The organism is Gordonia sp. LMA167, assembly GCF_058130025.1.
This window is the reverse complement of sequence record NZ_CM176708.1, coordinates 3,660,507-3,676,458: the sequence shown is the minus strand read 5'-3', so window position 1 is coordinate 3,676,458 and position 15,952 is coordinate 3,660,507. Positions and strand designations below refer to the sequence as shown.

Annotated in this window: 14 protein-coding genes; 3 read left to right on the top strand and 11 right to left on the bottom strand. The window is 68.4% G+C overall.

The features are described from left to right. Positions 1 to 42 precede the first annotated feature (42 nt). The 7 genes from ACVT6V_RS16735 to rimP all read right to left on the bottom strand — a co-directional run bounded on the left by ACVT6V_RS16735 (position 43) and on the right by rimP (position 7,947). Positions 43 to 1,407, bottom strand: a complete 1,365-nt coding sequence (locus tag ACVT6V_RS16735) for an MATE family efflux transporter (RefSeq protein ID WP_489900849.1) — start codon at positions 1,405 to 1,407, stop codon at positions 43 to 45. Further along, the gene (locus ACVT6V_RS16730) at positions 1,404 to 2,360 is read right to left on the bottom strand and encodes a DHH family phosphoesterase (RefSeq protein WP_489894672.1); all 957 of its coding nucleotides are present in this window, start codon (positions 2,358 to 2,360) and stop codon (positions 1,404 to 1,406) included. Before ACVT6V_RS16730 ends, ACVT6V_RS16735 begins: the two co-directional genes overlap by 4 nt. Further along, positions 2,357 to 2,821, bottom strand: coding sequence for a 30S ribosome-binding factor RbfA (gene rbfA, locus ACVT6V_RS16725; RefSeq protein WP_489894670.1), 465 nt, complete (start codon positions 2,819 to 2,821; stop codon positions 2,357 to 2,359). Before rbfA ends, ACVT6V_RS16730 begins: the two co-directional genes overlap by 4 nt. A gap of 96 nt (positions 2,822 to 2,917) precedes the next feature. Continuing rightward, on the bottom strand, positions 2,918 to 5,752 hold the full coding sequence (gene infB, locus ACVT6V_RS16720; RefSeq protein WP_489894668.1) for a translation initiation factor IF-2: 2,835 nt from the start codon (positions 5,750 to 5,752) through the stop codon (positions 2,918 to 2,920). 102 nt (positions 5,753 to 5,854) lie between these two features. Further along, positions 5,855 to 6,136 carry a YlxR family protein gene (locus tag ACVT6V_RS16715; protein ID WP_489894666.1) on the bottom strand — a complete coding sequence of 94 codons (282 nt, stop codon included), beginning with the start codon at positions 6,134 to 6,136 and terminating at the stop codon, positions 5,855 to 5,857. Between the two features lie 122 nt (positions 6,137 to 6,258). After that, positions 6,259 to 7,296, bottom strand: coding sequence for a transcription termination factor NusA (gene nusA, locus ACVT6V_RS16710; protein ID WP_489894664.1), 1,038 nt, complete (start codon positions 7,294 to 7,296; stop codon positions 6,259 to 6,261). A 102-nt stretch (positions 7,297 to 7,398) separates the two neighbouring features. Further along, positions 7,399 to 7,947, bottom strand: coding sequence for a ribosome maturation factor RimP (gene rimP, locus ACVT6V_RS16705; protein ID WP_489894662.1), 549 nt, complete (start codon positions 7,945 to 7,947; stop codon positions 7,399 to 7,401). A 176-nt stretch (positions 7,948 to 8,123) separates the two neighbouring features. Here rimP and ACVT6V_RS16700 point away from each other — a divergent pair, with 176 nt between their 5' ends. Together ACVT6V_RS16700 and ACVT6V_RS16695 are read left to right on the top strand one after the other, a co-directional pair. Continuing rightward, positions 8,124 to 8,675, top strand: coding sequence for a hypothetical protein (locus tag ACVT6V_RS16700; protein WP_489894660.1), 552 nt, complete (start codon positions 8,124 to 8,126; stop codon positions 8,673 to 8,675). Beyond that, positions 8,672 to 9,106, top strand: coding sequence for a ferritin-like domain-containing protein (locus ACVT6V_RS16695; protein ID WP_489894658.1), 435 nt, complete (start codon positions 8,672 to 8,674; stop codon positions 9,104 to 9,106). The genes ACVT6V_RS16700 and ACVT6V_RS16695 overlap by 4 nt, the downstream gene beginning before the upstream one ends. Before the next feature lie 157 nt (positions 9,107 to 9,263). Here ACVT6V_RS16695 and ACVT6V_RS16690 read toward each other — a convergent pair whose 3' ends face one another. Beyond that, positions 9,264 to 10,994, bottom strand: coding sequence for a proline--tRNA ligase (locus ACVT6V_RS16690; RefSeq protein WP_489900848.1), 1,731 nt, complete (start codon positions 10,992 to 10,994; stop codon positions 9,264 to 9,266). A 39-nt stretch (positions 10,995 to 11,033) separates the two neighbouring features. Between ACVT6V_RS16690 and yaaA the strand changes: the two genes are divergently transcribed. After that, positions 11,034 to 11,774, top strand: coding sequence for a peroxide stress protein YaaA (gene yaaA, locus ACVT6V_RS16685; RefSeq protein WP_489894656.1), 741 nt, complete (start codon positions 11,034 to 11,036; stop codon positions 11,772 to 11,774). 22 nt (positions 11,775 to 11,796) lie between these two features. On the opposite strand, the gene ACVT6V_RS16680 is transcribed toward yaaA, so the two are convergent. The 3 genes from ACVT6V_RS16680 to ACVT6V_RS16670 all read right to left on the bottom strand — a co-directional run bounded on the left by ACVT6V_RS16680 (position 11,797) and on the right by ACVT6V_RS16670 (position 15,861). Beyond that, the gene (locus ACVT6V_RS16680; RefSeq protein ID WP_489894654.1) at positions 11,797 to 12,330 is read right to left on the bottom strand and encodes a pyridoxamine 5'-phosphate oxidase family protein; all 534 of its coding nucleotides are present in this window, start codon (positions 12,328 to 12,330) and stop codon (positions 11,797 to 11,799) included. 131 nt (positions 12,331 to 12,461) lie between these two features. Then, positions 12,462 to 14,660 carry an alpha/beta hydrolase gene (locus tag ACVT6V_RS16675; protein ID WP_489894652.1) on the bottom strand — a complete coding sequence of 733 codons (2,199 nt, stop codon included), beginning with the start codon at positions 14,658 to 14,660 and terminating at the stop codon, positions 12,462 to 12,464. 109 nt (positions 14,661 to 14,769) lie between these two features. Then, positions 14,770 to 15,861, bottom strand: coding sequence for a class I SAM-dependent methyltransferase (locus ACVT6V_RS16670; RefSeq protein WP_489894651.1), 1,092 nt, complete (start codon positions 15,859 to 15,861; stop codon positions 14,770 to 14,772). Positions 15,862 to 15,952: the final 91 nt, after the last annotated feature.

Genomic DNA, 15,952 nt, shown 5'->3' with positions numbered 1-15,952 from the left:
CGGTGCGGCAAGGGCGCCGCGTCGTCGGCGCCCACCCCGGTCTCAGGTCCCGACGCCGGTGCGCCGCCAGCGACCGGAACGCACACGTCCGACGACGGCCGCCAGCCGCACGATCATGAAGACGACCAGCCCCGTCCAGATCCCGGCGAGACCCCAGTCGAACACCAGCGACAGCCAGATCAGCGGCAAGAACCCGCCCAGAGCCGCAGCCAACGTCGCGGTGCGGAGGAACCGGGCGTCACCGCTGCCGAGCAACACCCCGTCGAGCGCGAACACCACCCCGGCGATCGGCAGCATGCCCACGAAGAACCACCACGGGACGACGATGGCGTCGAGGATGTCCGGGTCGGAGGTGAACAGGCGTGGGATGAGTCCCGCGCCGATCGCGAACACCCCGCCCATCGCGCACGCGGCGATCACCGACACCACGGTCACCCGACGTGCGATGCCGACCGCTGCGCCGACGGCTCCCCCACCCAACGCCGCCCCGACCAACGCCTGCGCCGCGATCGCGAGGGAATCGAGGAACAGCGACATGAACTCCCACAGCTGCAGGACGACCTGATGCGCGGCGACCGCGGACACCCCGAAGCGCGCCGCGACGGCCGCCGCGGACAGAAAGCACACCTGGAACGACAGGCTGCGCAGTACCAGGTCGCGCGCCATCACCAGCTGGGCGCCGATCACCGACCGGTCCGGCGCGAGACTGGGAATCGACGTCCGCCGGGCCTCGCGGATGCCGCGCAGGGCGAACAATGCACCGGTGAGACCCTGCCCGACGAGGTTCGCGTACGCGCTGCCGGGGAGTCCGAGCCGCGGGAACCCGAGGACGCCGTGGGTGAGTCCGACCACCAGCACCGCGGCCACCGAGAGTCCGACGATGACGTAGATGACCGGCCGACGGGTGTCCTGGACACCGCGCATCCAGCCGTTGCCCGCCATCGACAGCAGGATGAGCGGGACACCGAACATGGCGATCCGCAACCAGCCGGTCGCGTCGTCGACGACCTGCTGCGCGTCCGGCGACCCCGTCCCGACCAGGACACGCATGACGACCGGAGCGAGCGGGTACATCACCGCGACCAGGACGATCCCGACCGCGACGGCGATCCAGCTCGCCTGCACCCCTTCGGAGATGGCACCGGCGCGATCGCCGGCGCCGAACCGCCGCGCCGACCGTGCCGTGGTCCCGTAGGAGAGGAAGGTGAGTTGGGTACTGATCACCGACAGCACCAGGGTGGCCACCCCGAGCGCGGCGAGCTGATGGCCACCGAGGCGGCCGACAACGGCGAGATCGAGCAGGAGATACAGCGGCGGCGCGATCAGCACCGCGAGGGCCGAGACGGTCAGGACCGCGATCCGACGACCACTCGCCGCCGACGGCTCGGTGGTCTGCGGCTGATTCAGAGTGACCCCAGGAGTCGCGCGACGACCTCCGCCGCTGTTCCGGTGTCGCTGTACCCCGACGCATGCCGATGCCCTCCGCCGCCATGGGTGGCAGCGATCGGGACGAGATCGACGCGGCGCTTGGACCGCAGCGACACCGTCCACGTCCGGGGATCGGTCTCCTTGAACACCGCGGCGATCTCCGCCTCGTTCGCCGTCCGCACGATGTCGACGATGCTCTCCGATTCCTCCCAGCTCATCCCGGACAGCAGGTCATGGTGAACGACCGCATAGACGAGTCCTTCGCCGTCGCAGGCCTCCGGGACGAGTTCGGCACCCGCGAGCACCTTGGCGACCACGTCGAACCACTGGAATGGATGGCTGTCGAGCAGCGCCCGACTCCACGCTCGGGCGTCGACACCGGCATCGAGCAGTCGGGCGGCGGTCCGGAACGATTCGGGCCGCGCCCACCGGAACGACCCGGTGTCGGTGACCAGGCCGGCATAGAGGCAGGTTGCGATGTCGTCGTCGATCGCGACGCCGAGGTCGTCGAGCACCGACAGAACGAGGACGGCCGTGCAGTCGGCGGACGGGTCGATGAGGTCCAGATCCCCGAATCCCTCGTTCGAGGCATGGTGATCGATCGTCACCGACCGTTGCGCCGCGGTGAAGACCGGGGCGAGTCCGTCCAGACGATTGAGACCTGCGGCATCCACCGACACCACAACCGGGTGTCCGACGAGGTCGCCGGCGGCGACCAGCAACTTGCTGCCCGGTAGGTCACCGAGCGTGGCCGGTAGCTCGACGGTGTCCGGGAACGCCACCTCCACGTCGACACCGAGCCGGTCGAGCGCGAGGCCAAGGGCCAGACCACTGCCGATGGTGTCCGCATCGGGCCGGACATGACAGAGGATCGTCACGGCGGAGACGCCGGTCAGTGCCTCGGCCACCGCCGTGCTCGTGGAGGCGGTCACTCCTGGGGTCCACTCTCGCCGGGCTCGTCGTCCTCGTTGGTGCGATACGGGTCGGCCTCACCGGCGGGTTTCGCCTCCGCGGCTCGGCGGGCCACCAATTCGTCGCTGGCCCGCGCCCGCGCCACGAGTTCCTCCATGTGGCGGGCGGCGTCGGGCACCGTGTCGAGCACGAAGGTCAGTGTCGGCGTGAAGCGGACACCGGTGCCGGCGCCGACCTTGGAGCGCAGGATGCCGGTGGCCTTGGACAGGCCGGCGGCAGCAGCGTCGTAGTCGGGTTCGGCATCGATGGACTCACCCATCACGGTGTAGAACACGGTGGCGTCGTGCAGGTCATTGGTGACCCGCGCGTCGGTGATGGTGACGTATGCGAGCCGGGGATCCTTGATCTCCGTGCCGATCGCGGACGCGACGATCGAGGAAATACGTTTCGCCATGCGGGCGGCCCTCGCCGAATCAACCATGTCGGTCCTTTCCACTGGGAAAACTACTCCCCCCGGGGTCCGCGCGCGCTGGGCGCGCGGACCCCGAAGGGAGATCGGCAGTGTTGGCGTGCGAACTCAGTCGCGCGGCTTCTCCTGCAGCTCGTAGCTCTCGATGATGTCGTCGACCTTGATGTCGCTGTAGGTGAGTGTGAGACCACATTCGTACCCGTCGCGAACCTCGGTGGCGTCATCCTTCTCGCGACGCAGCGACGAGATGGTGAGATTCTCGGCGACCACCACGTTGTCGCGGAGCAGTCGGGCCTTGGCGTTGCGACGCATGATGCCCGACTGGACCAGACAGCCGGCGATGTTGCCGACCTTCGACGACTTGAAGATGGCGCGGATCTCGGCGCGGCCGAGCTCGACCTCTTCGTAGATCGGCTTGAGCATGCCCTTGAGCGCGCTCTCGATCTCGTCGATCGCCTGGTAGATGACCGAGTAGTACCGGATGTCGACGCCCTCGCGGTTGGCCAGCTCGGTGGCCTTGCCCTCCGCGCGGACATTGAAGCCGATGATGATCGCATCCGACGCCGCAGCGAGGTTGACGTTGGTCTCGGTGACACCACCGACACCGCGGTCGATCACACGCAGCGAGACCTCGTCGCCCATGTCGATCCCCAGCAACGCCTCCTCGAGGGCCTCGACGGTACCCGAGTTGTCGCCCTTGAGGATGAGGTTGAGCTGGCTGGTCTCCTTGAGCGCCGAATCCAGGTCCTCGAGGCTGATCCGCTTGCGGCTGCGTGCCGCCAACGCGTTGCGCTTGCGCGCATTGCGCCGATCGGCGATCTGCCGGGCGGTGCGGTCCTCTTCGACCACGAGGAGGTTGTCGCCCGCGCCGGGCACCGACGTGAAGCCGATGACCTGCACCGGACGCGACGGCAATGCCTCGGCGACGTCGTCACCGTGCTCGTCGACCATGCGACGGACGCGACCGTAGGCGTCGCCCGCGACGATCGAGTCGCCGACCTTGAGCGTTCCGCGCTGGACCAGCACGGTGGCCACCGGGCCACGGCCGCGGTCGAGATGGGCCTCGATCGCGACGCCCTGGGCGTCCATGTCCGGGTTCGCACGCAGATCCAGCGACGCGTCCGCGGTCAGCAGCACGGCCTCGAGCAGCGCATCGATGTTGTCGCCCTGCTTGGCCGAGATGTCGACGAACATGCTGTCGCCGCCGTACTCCTCGGGGATCAGTCCGTACTCGGTCAGCTGGCCACGGATCTTCTGCGGATCCGCGCCCTCCTTGTCGATCTTGTTCACCGCGACCACGATCGGCACGTCGGCCGCCTGGGCGTGGTTGACCGCCTCCACCGTCTGCGGCATGACGCCGTCGTCGGCCGCGACCACAAGGATCGCGATGTCGGTGGCCTTGGCACCGCGGGCACGCATGGCGGTGAACGCCTCGTGACCGGGGGTGTCGATGAAGGTGATCAGACGATCTTCACCGTTGAGGTGCGTGTCGACCTGGTAAGCACCGATGTGCTGGGTGATGCCACCGGCCTCCGCCTCACGGACGTTGGCCTTGCGGATCGTGTCCAGCAGACGGGTCTTGCCGTGGTCGACGTGACCCATGACGGTGACCACCGGAGGACGCTGTTCGAGATCCTCGTCGCCGCCCTCGTCCTCGCCGTAGGTGAGGTCGAAGCTCTCCAGGAGCTCACGGTCCTCGTCCTCCGGGCTGACGACCTGGACGGTGTAGTTCATCTCGGAACCGAGCAGTTCGAGCGTCTCGTCGTTCACCGACTCGGTGGCCGTGACCATCTCACCGAGGTTGAACAACGCCTGCACCAACGATGCCGGGTTGGCGTCGATCTTGTCGGCGAAGTCCGACAGCGATGCACCGCGGGCGAGACGGATGGTCTCGCCGTTGCCGCGCGGCAGCCGAACGCCACCGACGGCCGGAGCCTGCATCGAGTCATATTCCTGACGCTTCTGACGCTTGGACTTGCGGCCCTTGCGGGGCGCGCCGCCGGGACGACCGAACGCACCTGCAGCGCCGCCGCGACCGCGACCGCCGCCACCGCCGCCGGGACGACCGCGGAAGCCGCCGGGAGCACCACCTGCGGGGGCACCGCCACCGCCACCGCGATAGCCGCCACCGCCGCCGCCACCGCCGCGGTTACCGCCGCCGCCGGGACCACCACGGCCGGGACGACCGGCATCGGGGCGGGCCGCACGGCTGGGCATCGCACCAGGGCTGGGACGCGGGGGCATGCTGCCCGGGCTGGGCCGAGGCCCACCCTGGCCGGGACCCGGGCGCTGTCCACCGCCCTGACCGGGTCGCCCGGTTGCCCCGGGACGACCGCCGCCGGGACGGGGACCACCCTGGCCCGGTCCGGGCCGTGGGCCCTGCGGACGCGGGGCGGGTGCCGGCGCGGATGAATACGGATTGTTGCCGACGCGCGGGGCGCGCGGACCGGGCTTGGGACCGGGCCGCGGACCCGGGCGGGTGGCCGGAGCCGAACCCGTTTCCTGCGCGCTCGCTGCGGCCGGCTTCGGTGCCTGCGGCGCCGGGGCCTTGGGCTGTTCCGGTGCAGGCGCGGGTGCCGGTGTGGGCGCCGGAGCCGGGGCCGGGGTCGGTGCCGGGGCACTCGCCGCGGCCGGCTTCGGGCCGGGTGCGGGAGCGCCGGGCTTGGGGCCCGGACGGGCTGCGGGCCCGGGCTTGGCGCCCGAACCGTTCGCTGCGGAGCCGTTCGCACCCGGCTTGGGTGCCGCCCCACCGGGCTTGGGCGCCGACTTGGCGCCCGAAGAACTCTGGGGGAATGATTCGCGAAGTCGACGGGCCACGGGGGCCTCGACGGTCGACGACGCTGATTTGACGAACTCGCCTTGTTCCTTCAGCCGTTCGAGCACCTGCTTGCTCGTGACGCCGAGTTCTTTGGCCAGTTCATGCACGCGGGCCTTGCCTGCCACTGCTCTCCTCACTTGGAGGTCGAGCGGGCTGCCCGCTACGACCTCGGTTTACGTTAGAAACGCGCTCATCGTGGGTACTTCACGGTGTGCTCATGTCTTCTGCTACCTGTTCCGGCCGTTAAGGCCATCTACTTCGGTGATCCCACCGATTGCTTCGGCGAGGTCGTCGGGGTCCACGGTCAGACCGGGCACCCGAAGCGCCGAGGCAAAAGCTCTTCGTCGTACCGCGGCGGACACACAGTCCCGCCGCGGGTGCAACCAAGCTCCTCGTCCCGGCATGGTCCTCGCTGCGTCGACCGCGATCACCGGCGGACCGTCGCCCTGTGGGACGACGACCCGGACCAGGTCCGTGGCCTCGGCACGTTGCCGACATCCGATGCACATTCGCACAGGTCGCTGGGGGCCTGAGCCGCAATGCGGGTTCCGATCTTCCGGTGTTGTCGACAGCATTCGCTGAACCATCGATCAGTCTAGCGCGCCGACCGCGTTATCGGACAACCGGCTGCTCAGTCCGCGTGCGACGGGTCGGGACGACGACCGTGCGACGCCGACGGAGCCGGATCGGCGTCCGACCGGATGTCGATGCGCCAGCCGGTCAACCGGGCGGCGAGTCGGGCATTCTGGCCCTCCTTGCCGATGGCGAGCGACAGTTGATAGTCCGGCACCACCACGCGTGCGGCCTTCGCGGCGAGGTCGACGACCTCGACAGACACAACCTTCGCCGGCGACAGCGCATTCCCGACAAAGACCGCGGGATCGGTGTCGTAGTCGATGATGTCGATCTTCTCGCCCGCGAGTTCGCTCATCACGTTGCGCACCCGCTGCCCCATCGGGCCGATGCACGCCCCTTTGGCGTTGAGGCCGCTCACGCCGGTGTGCACGGCGATCTTGGATCGGTGACCTGCCTCGCGGGCGACCGCCACCACCTCGACCGATCCGTCCTCGATCTCGGGAACCTCGAGAGAGAACAGCTTGCGCACGAGGTTGGGGTGAGTACGCGACAGCGTGATCTGTGGTCCGCGCGGACCACGCGATACTCCCACCACGTAGCACTTGATGCGGTCGCCGTGGATGTAGGTCTCCCCCGGCACCTGCTCGGCGGGCGGGATGACCCCTTCGGCACTGTTGGCGTCGCTGCCTATCTGCACGACGATCATCCCGCGCGCGTTCGCCCGCGCATCCTGCTGCACGACCCCACCGACGATCTCGCCCTCGTGGGTGACGAAGTCGCCGAAGTTCTTCTCGTTCTCGGCGTCGCGAAGTCGCTGCAGGATGACCTGGCGGGCCGTGGTCGCCGCGATCCGGCCGAAGCCCTCCGGGGTGTCGTCCCATTCATGCACCACGTCGCCGTTGTCGTCGAGTTCCTGGGCCATCACCCGAACCGCGCCGCTCTTGCGGTTGACGTCGATCCGGGCGTGCGGAGCGAACCCGTCGGTGTGGCGGTACGCGGTGAGCAGGGCGGTCTCGATCGCGGTGATCACCGTCTCGATGGAGATCCCCTTGTCGGCCTCGATCATCCGCAACGCGTTGATGTCGATGTTCATGTCCCTGAGCTCCTATTCATTTGTCGGCTCCTATTCATTTGTCTGATTCGATTGTCCGCAGATCACGGGTGTTTGGGAATGCGATACCGAAGCGTGTTGAGATCAGCCGACCGACCGGCGACGGGCGATCTCGTCGGCGTCGAGCCCACACATCTGCAGCTCGGTCGCGCTGGGCCGGCCGAAATCGACCGCGACCACCGCTCGCGACACCGAGCCGAGCTCGATCTCCTCGGTTCGCAGTCGCCCTTTTTCGTTGACGACGAGCGTGACGGCGTCCCCCTCGATCGGTCCGATCCGCCCGGTGAGGCGCCGGGCCGGGCCGGTCTCGCCGGCCGCGACCTCCACGTCGACCTTGCGGCCGAGGGCACGACGCCAATGGCGCGGCATCGTCAGGGGCCGGTCCACTCCGGGTGAGGTGACCTCCAGGGTGTAGGCCGCGTCGGCCGTCGTCGGGTCGTCGTCGAGGACATCGGAGATCTTGCGGCTGAGCTCGGTGAGGACGTCGAGGTCGCCGCCGCCGTCCCGGTCGACGACGACACTGACCTCCACGCCCGAGTCGGCGGAACTGACGACGACGTCCTCGAGGTCGAAACCCTCAGTGGAGACCACGGGCTCGACGATTCGGTTGACCTGCTCGGCAGTGATCGGCACGGGCACTCCTCGTCTTCAGTTGTCCCGACGCCATGCTGTGGGTGACTGTCACCATGGTCGTCGGCGGCTGCGCGCAGTCGTTGATCCTAGTCGATGGCGAAGGTGTGCGGATCCGGCGTGGGCGGCGCGCCGGGCCGACTCCCGCCGTTCCGGGACAGCCGGGTGGAACTGGCATCATGTGTCGCGTGACCTCAGCCCTGACGCGCCGTGCGGTGCTACGCGGCGGCCTTGTCGCGACCGTGGGGACCGTCGCGATCTCCGCCGTCGCCTCGTGTGATCGCGGGCCGTCGCCCGAGCAGATAACCGCGGCCGCCCTTGTCCCGCTCGCTGATGCGGCTCTCGCCGATCAGGCCGCCGCCCGGGCGTTGGCGCCCCGCATGCCCGAGTATGCGAACGCGCTCGGTGTCGTGGCCGGGCAGCGGGGCGAACACGCACGCGCCTTGCGCGAAGAGATCACCCGTCTCGACGAGGAGACCGCGGGCCGGATCAGTGGCCCCGCCGGTACGTCGTCGAGCTCACCGAGCGGATCGTCGACGCCGTCCGGGACCGGCACATCGACTCCCACAACGGAACCCACCGTGTCCACCGTCGCCGGTCTGCGCGAGCAGCTGCGCCAGTCCGCCCGGGCGGCGGCCGATGCGACCGGCAAGCAGAGCGGCTATCCGGCCGGACTCGCCGGCTCGATCAGCGCCTCGGTGATCAGCATGGTGGAGGTACAGCTCGCATGACCGCGACGACCGACGCCCTCGCCACCGCCGTCGACACGGAGAACGCGGCGATTTTCACCTACGGTGTGGCAACCGCATTCGTCTCCGCGGCGCGCCGCGGCACCGTCGCGGAATACGTTGCCGCCCACCGTGTCCGCCGAGATGCGTCGGTGGCGGCTCTGACCGCGGCCGACGCGACGGTGCCGGAGGCCGCGTCCGGCTACACACTGCCCGTCGAGGTGAAGGACTCGGTCACCGCGGTGCGCGCACTCCTCGCCGCCGAGGTCGACTGCACCGTCGCCTACCGATCCCTGATCGAACAAGCAGACGACACCGCGACCCGACGACTCGCCCTGGACGGGCTCTCCGACTGCACGGTGCGGGCCGCCACCTGGCGAGTCGCGCTCCGTGAGTCACCGGTGACGGTCGCCTTTCCCGGTCGACCGGGCTGACCCCGGTCATCGCGGCGACAGCACCCGGAAATCCGCCGACAGAATCCGGTTTCGCGGCGACCGAACCCAACCGATCGCCGACAGAACCCGAAAATCCGTCGACAGAACCCGGTTTCGCCCCGACAGCATCCAGCAGGTGGCCAGCCGGGCCCCGAGATCAGGCGCGCGCAGCCCGGATGACCTCGGCCACGGCCTCCGCGACGGGCACCTCGGTCGCCTCCCCCGTGAATCGATCCCGGATCTCGATGGTCCCGTTGGCATAGCCGCGCCCGACCACCACGACGACCGGCATCCCGAGCAGCTCGGCGTCCTTGAACTTGACACCCGGCGAAGCCTTTCGGTCGTCGAGCAGGACCGACAATCCTTGCGCGTCAAGGTCTTCGGCGAGCTGGTTTGCCCCCACGATCGCGGCCTCGTCCTTGTTGGCGATGACCAGATGTACCGCGAACGGAGCCACCGCCCGCGGCCAGCGCAGGCCCTTCTCATCGTGGGATTGCTCGGCGATGACGGCGACGAGACGCGAGACACCGACGCCGTAGGAGCCCATGGTCAGGCGCACCGGCTTTCCGCTCTCGCCGAGCACGTCAACCTCGAACGCGTCGGTGTACTTCTGTCCGAGCTGGAAGATGTGGCCGATCTCGATGCCCTTGGCGGACACCAGCGAACCCTTGCCGTCCGGCGACGGATCGCCGTCGCGAACCTCGGCCGCCTCGATGGTGCCGTCCGGCGTGAAGTCCCGCCCGGCCACCAGGTTCACGTAGTGTCTGCCCGGCTCGTCGGCGCCGGTGATCCACGACGTCCCGTCCACCACACGCGGGTCGACCAAAAAACGGACCCCGTTGGCCGCCAACGCCTTCGGCCCGATATAGCCCTTCACCAGGAACGGGTTCGCCGCGAAGTCCTCCTCGGAGAGGATCTCCACCTCGCCAGGTTCCACGGCGGCCTCGAGCCGCCTCATGTCGACCTCTCGGTCACCGGGCACACCGACACCGGTGACCTCCCATTCCCCGCCGGGCTGCCGGATCTTGACCATGACGTTCTTCAAGGTGTCCGAGCCGCTGTAGGTGCCCTCGAGCGTGGTGTTGGCCCACTGCACGAGGGTGTCGATGGTAGGGGTGTCGGGCGTGTCGTAGGCCTTCGCGTCGGGGAGGCCGTCGAACGGGATCGGTTCGGGCGCAGGCGTGATGACGGCCTCGACGTTGGCCGCATAGCCCGATTCCAGGCACCGCACGAAGGTGTCCTCGCCGACCTCGCTCTCGGCGAGGAACTCCTCGGAGGCACTGCCTCCCATCGCCCCGGAGGTGGCGGCGACGATGACATAGCGGATGTCGAGGCGGCGGAAGATCTCCTGGTATGCCTCGCGATGGGCGTCATAGGAAGCCTTGAGCCCGTCGTCGTCGAGGTCGAACGAATACGCGTCCTTCATCACGAACTCGCGGCCACGCAGGATTCCGGCCCTGGGCCGTTCCTCGTCCCGGTACTTCGTCTGGATCTGATACAGGATGACCGGCAGATCCTTGTAGGACGAATACTCACCCTTCACCAGCTGGGCGAAGAGTTCCTCGTGGGTCGGCCCGAGCAACATGTCGGCACCCTTGCGGTCCTTGAGCCGGAACAACGCGTCGCCGTATTCGGTCCACCGGCCGGTGGTCTCGTAGGGGTCGCGCGGCAGGAGGGCCGGCAGCAGGATCTCCTGCGCACCGATCGCGTTCATCTCCTCGCGGACGACGTCCTCCACCTTCTTGAGCACGCGCAAACCCAACGGCAGCCAGCTGTACACGCCCGGCGCGGCCCGGCGCACGTAACCGGCGCGGACCAGCAGTTTGTGGCTGGGCACCTCCGCGTCGGCGGGATCGTCGCGGAGCGTGCGCAGGAACAGGGTCGACATGCGTGTGATCACGCTGGTGAGTTTAGTTATCGTGTTGCGGTGCTCGTCATCCTGCCTCCCTCCGAGACCAAGTCCGACGGTGGGCGCGGTGCCCCACTGGATCTGGACACGCTGTCATTCCCCGCGCTGAACCCGATCCGCAAGCGCATCGGCGAGGCCATCGTGGACCTCGCCGGCGATCTCGACGCCAGCCGCGAGGCGCTCGGATTGGGCCGCACTCAGCTCTCCGAGGTCGATCGCAACGCCGATCTCTGGCTCTCGCCCACGCGGCCGGCGATCGAGCGGTACACGGGCGTGCTCTACGACGCCCTTGATCACCGGTCGCTCACCCGGGCAGGCAAGTCGAAAGCCGCCGAGCGACTCGCCATCGGTTCGGCGCTGTTCGGGGTCGTCGGCGCCGGCGACATGATCCCGGCACACCGGCTGTCCGGTGGGTCGAAGCTTCCCGGGATGCCGACGTTGGCGTCACTGTGGAAACCCGAGCTGTCGAACAGTCTCGACGAGGTCGACGATTTCGTCGTCGACCTGCGATCGGGCATCTATCAGCAGCTCGGTCCCGTACACGGGTCGGTCACGGCCACCGTCGTGACCGAGGCTGCCGACGGCAGTCGCAAGGTGGTCAGCCACTTCAACAAGCACTACAAGGGGCTGATGGCCCGTGAGCTGGTGCGCAGCCGACGGCAGATCCGCGACATCGACACGCTGGCCGCCGTCCTCTCGGATGCGGGTCAACGTGTCGAGATCACCGGGTCCGACCAGATCGTCGTGCTGACCGACTGAGCGCTCCTGCGCAGACGCGGCGTCAATCGAAGTCGAACAGGGTGGCACCGCCGGGTTCGACCGTCTGCAGCGCGGTGGCGCGCAGCGGCGTCACGCGGTAGACAGACCATGGCGGGCTACCGGCCGACGGAGCGCTGAACTCAGCGGTCAGGGCGGTGCCACTCTCATCAACGCGACACGGCCACCCACCGGCCGCCCAGCGGGCGGCCATCTCGGACACGACGGCCGGATCGGTGACGCGATGCGCCTCACCCTCGACGACCAGGTCGTAGTCACGCAGTGCCAGCGACATCGTGCAGCGCGGGTCGCGCGCCACGTTTCGTCCCTTTCGGGTGTGCTCACCGGTCTCGAACCACAGCGCACCGTCGTGCCACAGTGCCCCGACGCCGGTGACGTGCGGCCCGCCGTCGGCGTCGATGGTCGCCAACCACCACGTGTGCCGGTCGGGTCCGCCCGTGCCGGGTGCTTGGGTCACACCGACGTCCAATGAGGCTGCGATCGGCGCCCACTCGAGCGTCGGCAGGTGGTAAAGGTCGGCCAGATTCTTGGTGTCCATGGTCAGACAGACCGGTCTGCGCGCCACAAGTCATCGCCGACCATTCCACACCGACCATTCATCGCCGACCATTCCACGCCGACCATTCCACACCGACCATTCCACGCCGACCTGCCCGCAGGTCCCGGCACTCAAAGCAGACCGGCGAGCAGGTCGGCGGCACGGGCCGCCCCATCGGTCTCCACGGGTCGGTAACACACCTGCTCATGCACCGTCTCGACGATTGTCTCGACGAGGCGCTCGGGGTCGCAGGCGTCCTCGTACTCCAAACACCGACCTGCGCCGTAGCGCTCCAGACGGTGTCGAACGTGGAAGTTCTGCTCGAAGTGATTGCGCAACGGCACATAGATGAACGGCCGCCCACTCAGGGTCAACTCCATGCAGGTGGTCAGCCCGCCCTGGACGACGGCGAGATCACACACCGAGAGGTATCGGTGCAGATCCGGGACGAAACCCCGGATGCTCATGCCCTCGGTGCGATCGTCGCATCGGCAGGTGAGCGCTTCGGGGTCGATCCGAGGACCGCACACCACGAGAAAGTGCAGTGCGGGAAGCAGTTGACGGGCGCGCGGTATGGCCGCGACCACCCGTTGCAGGAGCGCGGTGCCGACTCCGGAACCACCGACGGTGACGACGCACAGCAGTTCACCCTCGCGCAGTCCCAGCGACGCACGGACCTGCGCCGACTCCGCCTCGGTAGCGGGCGTGAAACCCGACACGTAGCCGGAGAATTCGAAGTTCTCGGCCGTCCACTCCCGGATGCCCGGCAATCCGTCGCCGAAGCTCATGTCGACCACGTCGTCGGGGTTGCCCACGAAGATCGACCGGTCGCGCAGCCGCCGATACCGCGCACGCTGCTCGATCATCTCGGCGTTGTAATCGGCGGTCAGCGCCTCCTCGTCGGCCCCACCCGAGGGCATCGGCAGCCACCCGACGAAGTCGGTCAACCAGGCAAACGGGAACCGCTTCAGTTCGGGATTCTCATGCATGAAGTAGTCGACGTCCCACGCCTCGTCCCCGATCACCAGGTCATAGGACGTCTCTGCGGCAACCTCGTCGAAGATCATGAAGTTGTGCACCAGGGTCTCGTCCATCCGCCTGATGGCCGCGAACGCGTTGAGGTCGTGGTCGGCGCATTCGTCCTCGATGTGCCGCGACTCGCTGGCCAGCCTGCGCGAGGCCGGGTGCACCGTTTCCCCCGCCGCCGCGAGTACCCGCGTCACCGGGTCCTGGGCCAGCCAGTCGATCTGCAGGTCCGGCCGGCGCGCCCGCAGTTCGGTGGCGATGGCGAGATCGCGCCGAGCGTGGCCCAGACCGATCGGCGACGACAGATACAGTGCCCGGCGCGGTCGGCTTCGCGACCGCGTCCAGGTCGTGGTCGCCGGGCGTGGCGGTGGATGAATCCGGTCGGCGAACTCGCGGATCAGGTGATTCATCCGGACCGGTTCACGGGTCGGCACGCCGTGCCCGACGCCGTCGAGCAGGACCAGCGATCCACCGGTCAATTCCGCCAGTCGTCGCGCTATCTCGGCGGGACGAACCCGGTCTTCGCTGCCGTGCACAACCAGCACCGGACAGGTGACCTGCTCACACAGCGGGGCGAGCGGGGTCGCGTCGGCGCCGTGCAGCCCCAGGCGCCCGGCCGTGGTGTCGGCGAGGGTGTCGGCGGAGATGTCAGCAGCCCAGCCGACGAAATCCTCGCGCTGTTTGGTCGAGTGGGGCTCGTGATACATGCGCTCGGCGAAGAACCGGATGAAGTCATCCAATCCGCCTTCGCGCCAGTAGAATTCGTTGTACTTCGCCCAGCCTTGGATACTGTCCGGCGGTCTGTCGTAGGCGAAGGCGTCGCGTTCGGGACTCGGTACGGACAGGCCACACGATGCCGCGACCGCGACGATGCCGGTGACGCGGTCGGGATTGCCCGCAGCAACATGCACCGACCAGGCGACGCCACACGAGAAGCCCACCAGCAGAGCCCGCTCGGTGTCGGTGGCATCCATCACCGCGACCGCATCAGCCGCGAATTCGGTGTCTGTGTAGGCCGCCGCCCCCACCGGCCGTCCCGACCTTCCCGAACCCCGGCCGTCGAAGGTGACGACACGATAGTGCCGCGCAAGGTAGGGGACCTGAAGCTTCCACACCCTCGAATCGATGATCGACCATGTGGGCATGAGCAGCACCGTCGGGCGGTCGGCCTCGTAGACGTCGTAGGCGAGCCGAACACCGTCGCGTTGCACCGAACCCGACCGGTCGGCGGGACGCGGACGGTGCCGTGCCACCCCGCATGGCTGTCCAGACGCCTGGGCCGAACGGGGTGGCGATGTCGACATCGTCTCGTCTCCTTCTGCGGCGTTCCGCCCTGGCCGCTACTGGGCGTTTTGCCGTTTATCGGCGTTTCTCAGTGTCCACCCGGGCGGCCTGACAGTCACGCGCCCCGGCTCAGGGTCTGACCTCCAACACCTGGTGGAACGGTGTCTGCGCCACTTGGTCGAAACGGGTGAAGCCCCCAGCCGTGGTGACCGCCCGGATTCTGGCGGGTCCGGCCTGGGTACCGAGTGCGAGTCCGACGTCCTGGGACAGCGATGCCGGAGTACAGAGCAGCGTCGAGAAGCCGTAATAGGTGCGGCCGACCGGGTTCAGGTTGTCCTCGACGTGATCTCCCGCGATCGGTTCGACGACCATCCAGGTGCCGTCGGCGGCCAGGGCTGTTCGTACATGCGCGGCCGCGCCGACCGGGTCACCCATGTCGTGCAGGCAGTCGAACATCGTCACCAGGCCGTAGTCCTGGCCGGTGAATTCGTCGGCGGCGGCGACCTCGAAGCGGACCCGGTCGCTGACCCCCGCCCGCTCTGCACGTTCCCGGGCAACCGCAATCGACTCGGGGTGATAGTCGTAGCCGACGAATGTCGACGCCGGGAATGCCTGCGCCATCACAATCGTGGACGCACCGTGGCCACATCCCACGTCGGCGACCGTCGTTCCCGAGGTGAGCCGGTCGACGACCCCGTCCAGAGCGGGTAGCCATGCATCGACCAGGTATGCGTTGTAGCTGGGGCGGAAGAAGCGCTCACATCCGAGGTGGACGTCGGTGTCGTGTTCGTGCCAGCCGACTCCGGCGCCCCCGCGGGCGGCCGCGATCACGTCGGAGGTGTCGTGCACGGTGCCGAGCGCGATCTGGAAGAGGCCGGGCAGGAATGCCGGGCTGTCCTCGTCGGTGAGGGCGACGGCGTGTTCACGCGGCAGGGAGTAGGTCCCGTTGCCCGGGTCGTAGGTGACGAAGCCGCCGGCGGCTTGGGCGTTGAGCCATTCGCGCGCATAGGGTTCGCCGGTGCCAGTCCGTTCGGCGAGTCCCGAGGGGGTACTCGGACTGTGGGCGGCGAGGTCACGGTAGTAGCCGAGTTTGTCGCCCACCATCACCAGTGCGGTGTTCAAGGTGGCTCCCACCTCATCCACCGCCCGGAACACGAATTGCATGAGTTTGTCGGTGTCGATCTCGGCGATTGCGTCGGTCGAATCCTGGGTCGTGGTCATGTCATCTCTCCTCTGTGTCGACTCCCCACGACCGTAGGAAGACAGGTCCCCCGGCCGCGTCCGGTGACCCCCCTGGTCTGGCGCTGCAGAC

Coding starts and splice junctions, on each gene's coding strand:
- rbfA (WP_489894670.1), bottom strand. CDS start 2,821: ATGGTTGATTCGGCGAGGGCCGCCCGCATGGCGAAACGTATTTCCTCG.
- ACVT6V_RS16715 (WP_489894666.1), bottom strand. CDS start 6,136: ATGTGCATCGGATGTCGGCAACGTGCCGAGGCCACGGACCTGGTCCGG.
- nusA (WP_489894664.1), bottom strand. CDS start 7,296: ATGAACATCGACATCAACGCGTTGCGGATGATCGAGGCCGACAAGGGG.
- ACVT6V_RS16700 (WP_489894660.1), top strand. CDS start 8,124: ATGTGTCGCGTGACCTCAGCCCTGACGCGCCGTGCGGTGCTACGCGGC.
- ACVT6V_RS16695 (WP_489894658.1), top strand. CDS start 8,672: ATGACCGCGACGACCGACGCCCTCGCCACCGCCGTCGACACGGAGAAC.
- ACVT6V_RS16690 (WP_489900848.1), bottom strand. CDS start 10,994: ATGTCGACCCTGTTCCTGCGCACGCTCCGCGACGATCCCGCCGACGCG.
- ACVT6V_RS16680 (WP_489894654.1), bottom strand. CDS start 12,330: ATGGACACCAAGAATCTGGCCGACCTTTACCACCTGCCGACGCTCGAG.
- ACVT6V_RS16675 (WP_489894652.1), bottom strand. CDS start 14,660: ATGTCGACATCGCCACCCCGTTCGGCCCAGGCGTCTGGACAGCCATGC.
- ACVT6V_RS16670 (WP_489894651.1), bottom strand. CDS start 15,861: ATGACCACGACCCAGGATTCGACCGACGCAATCGCCGAGATCGACACC.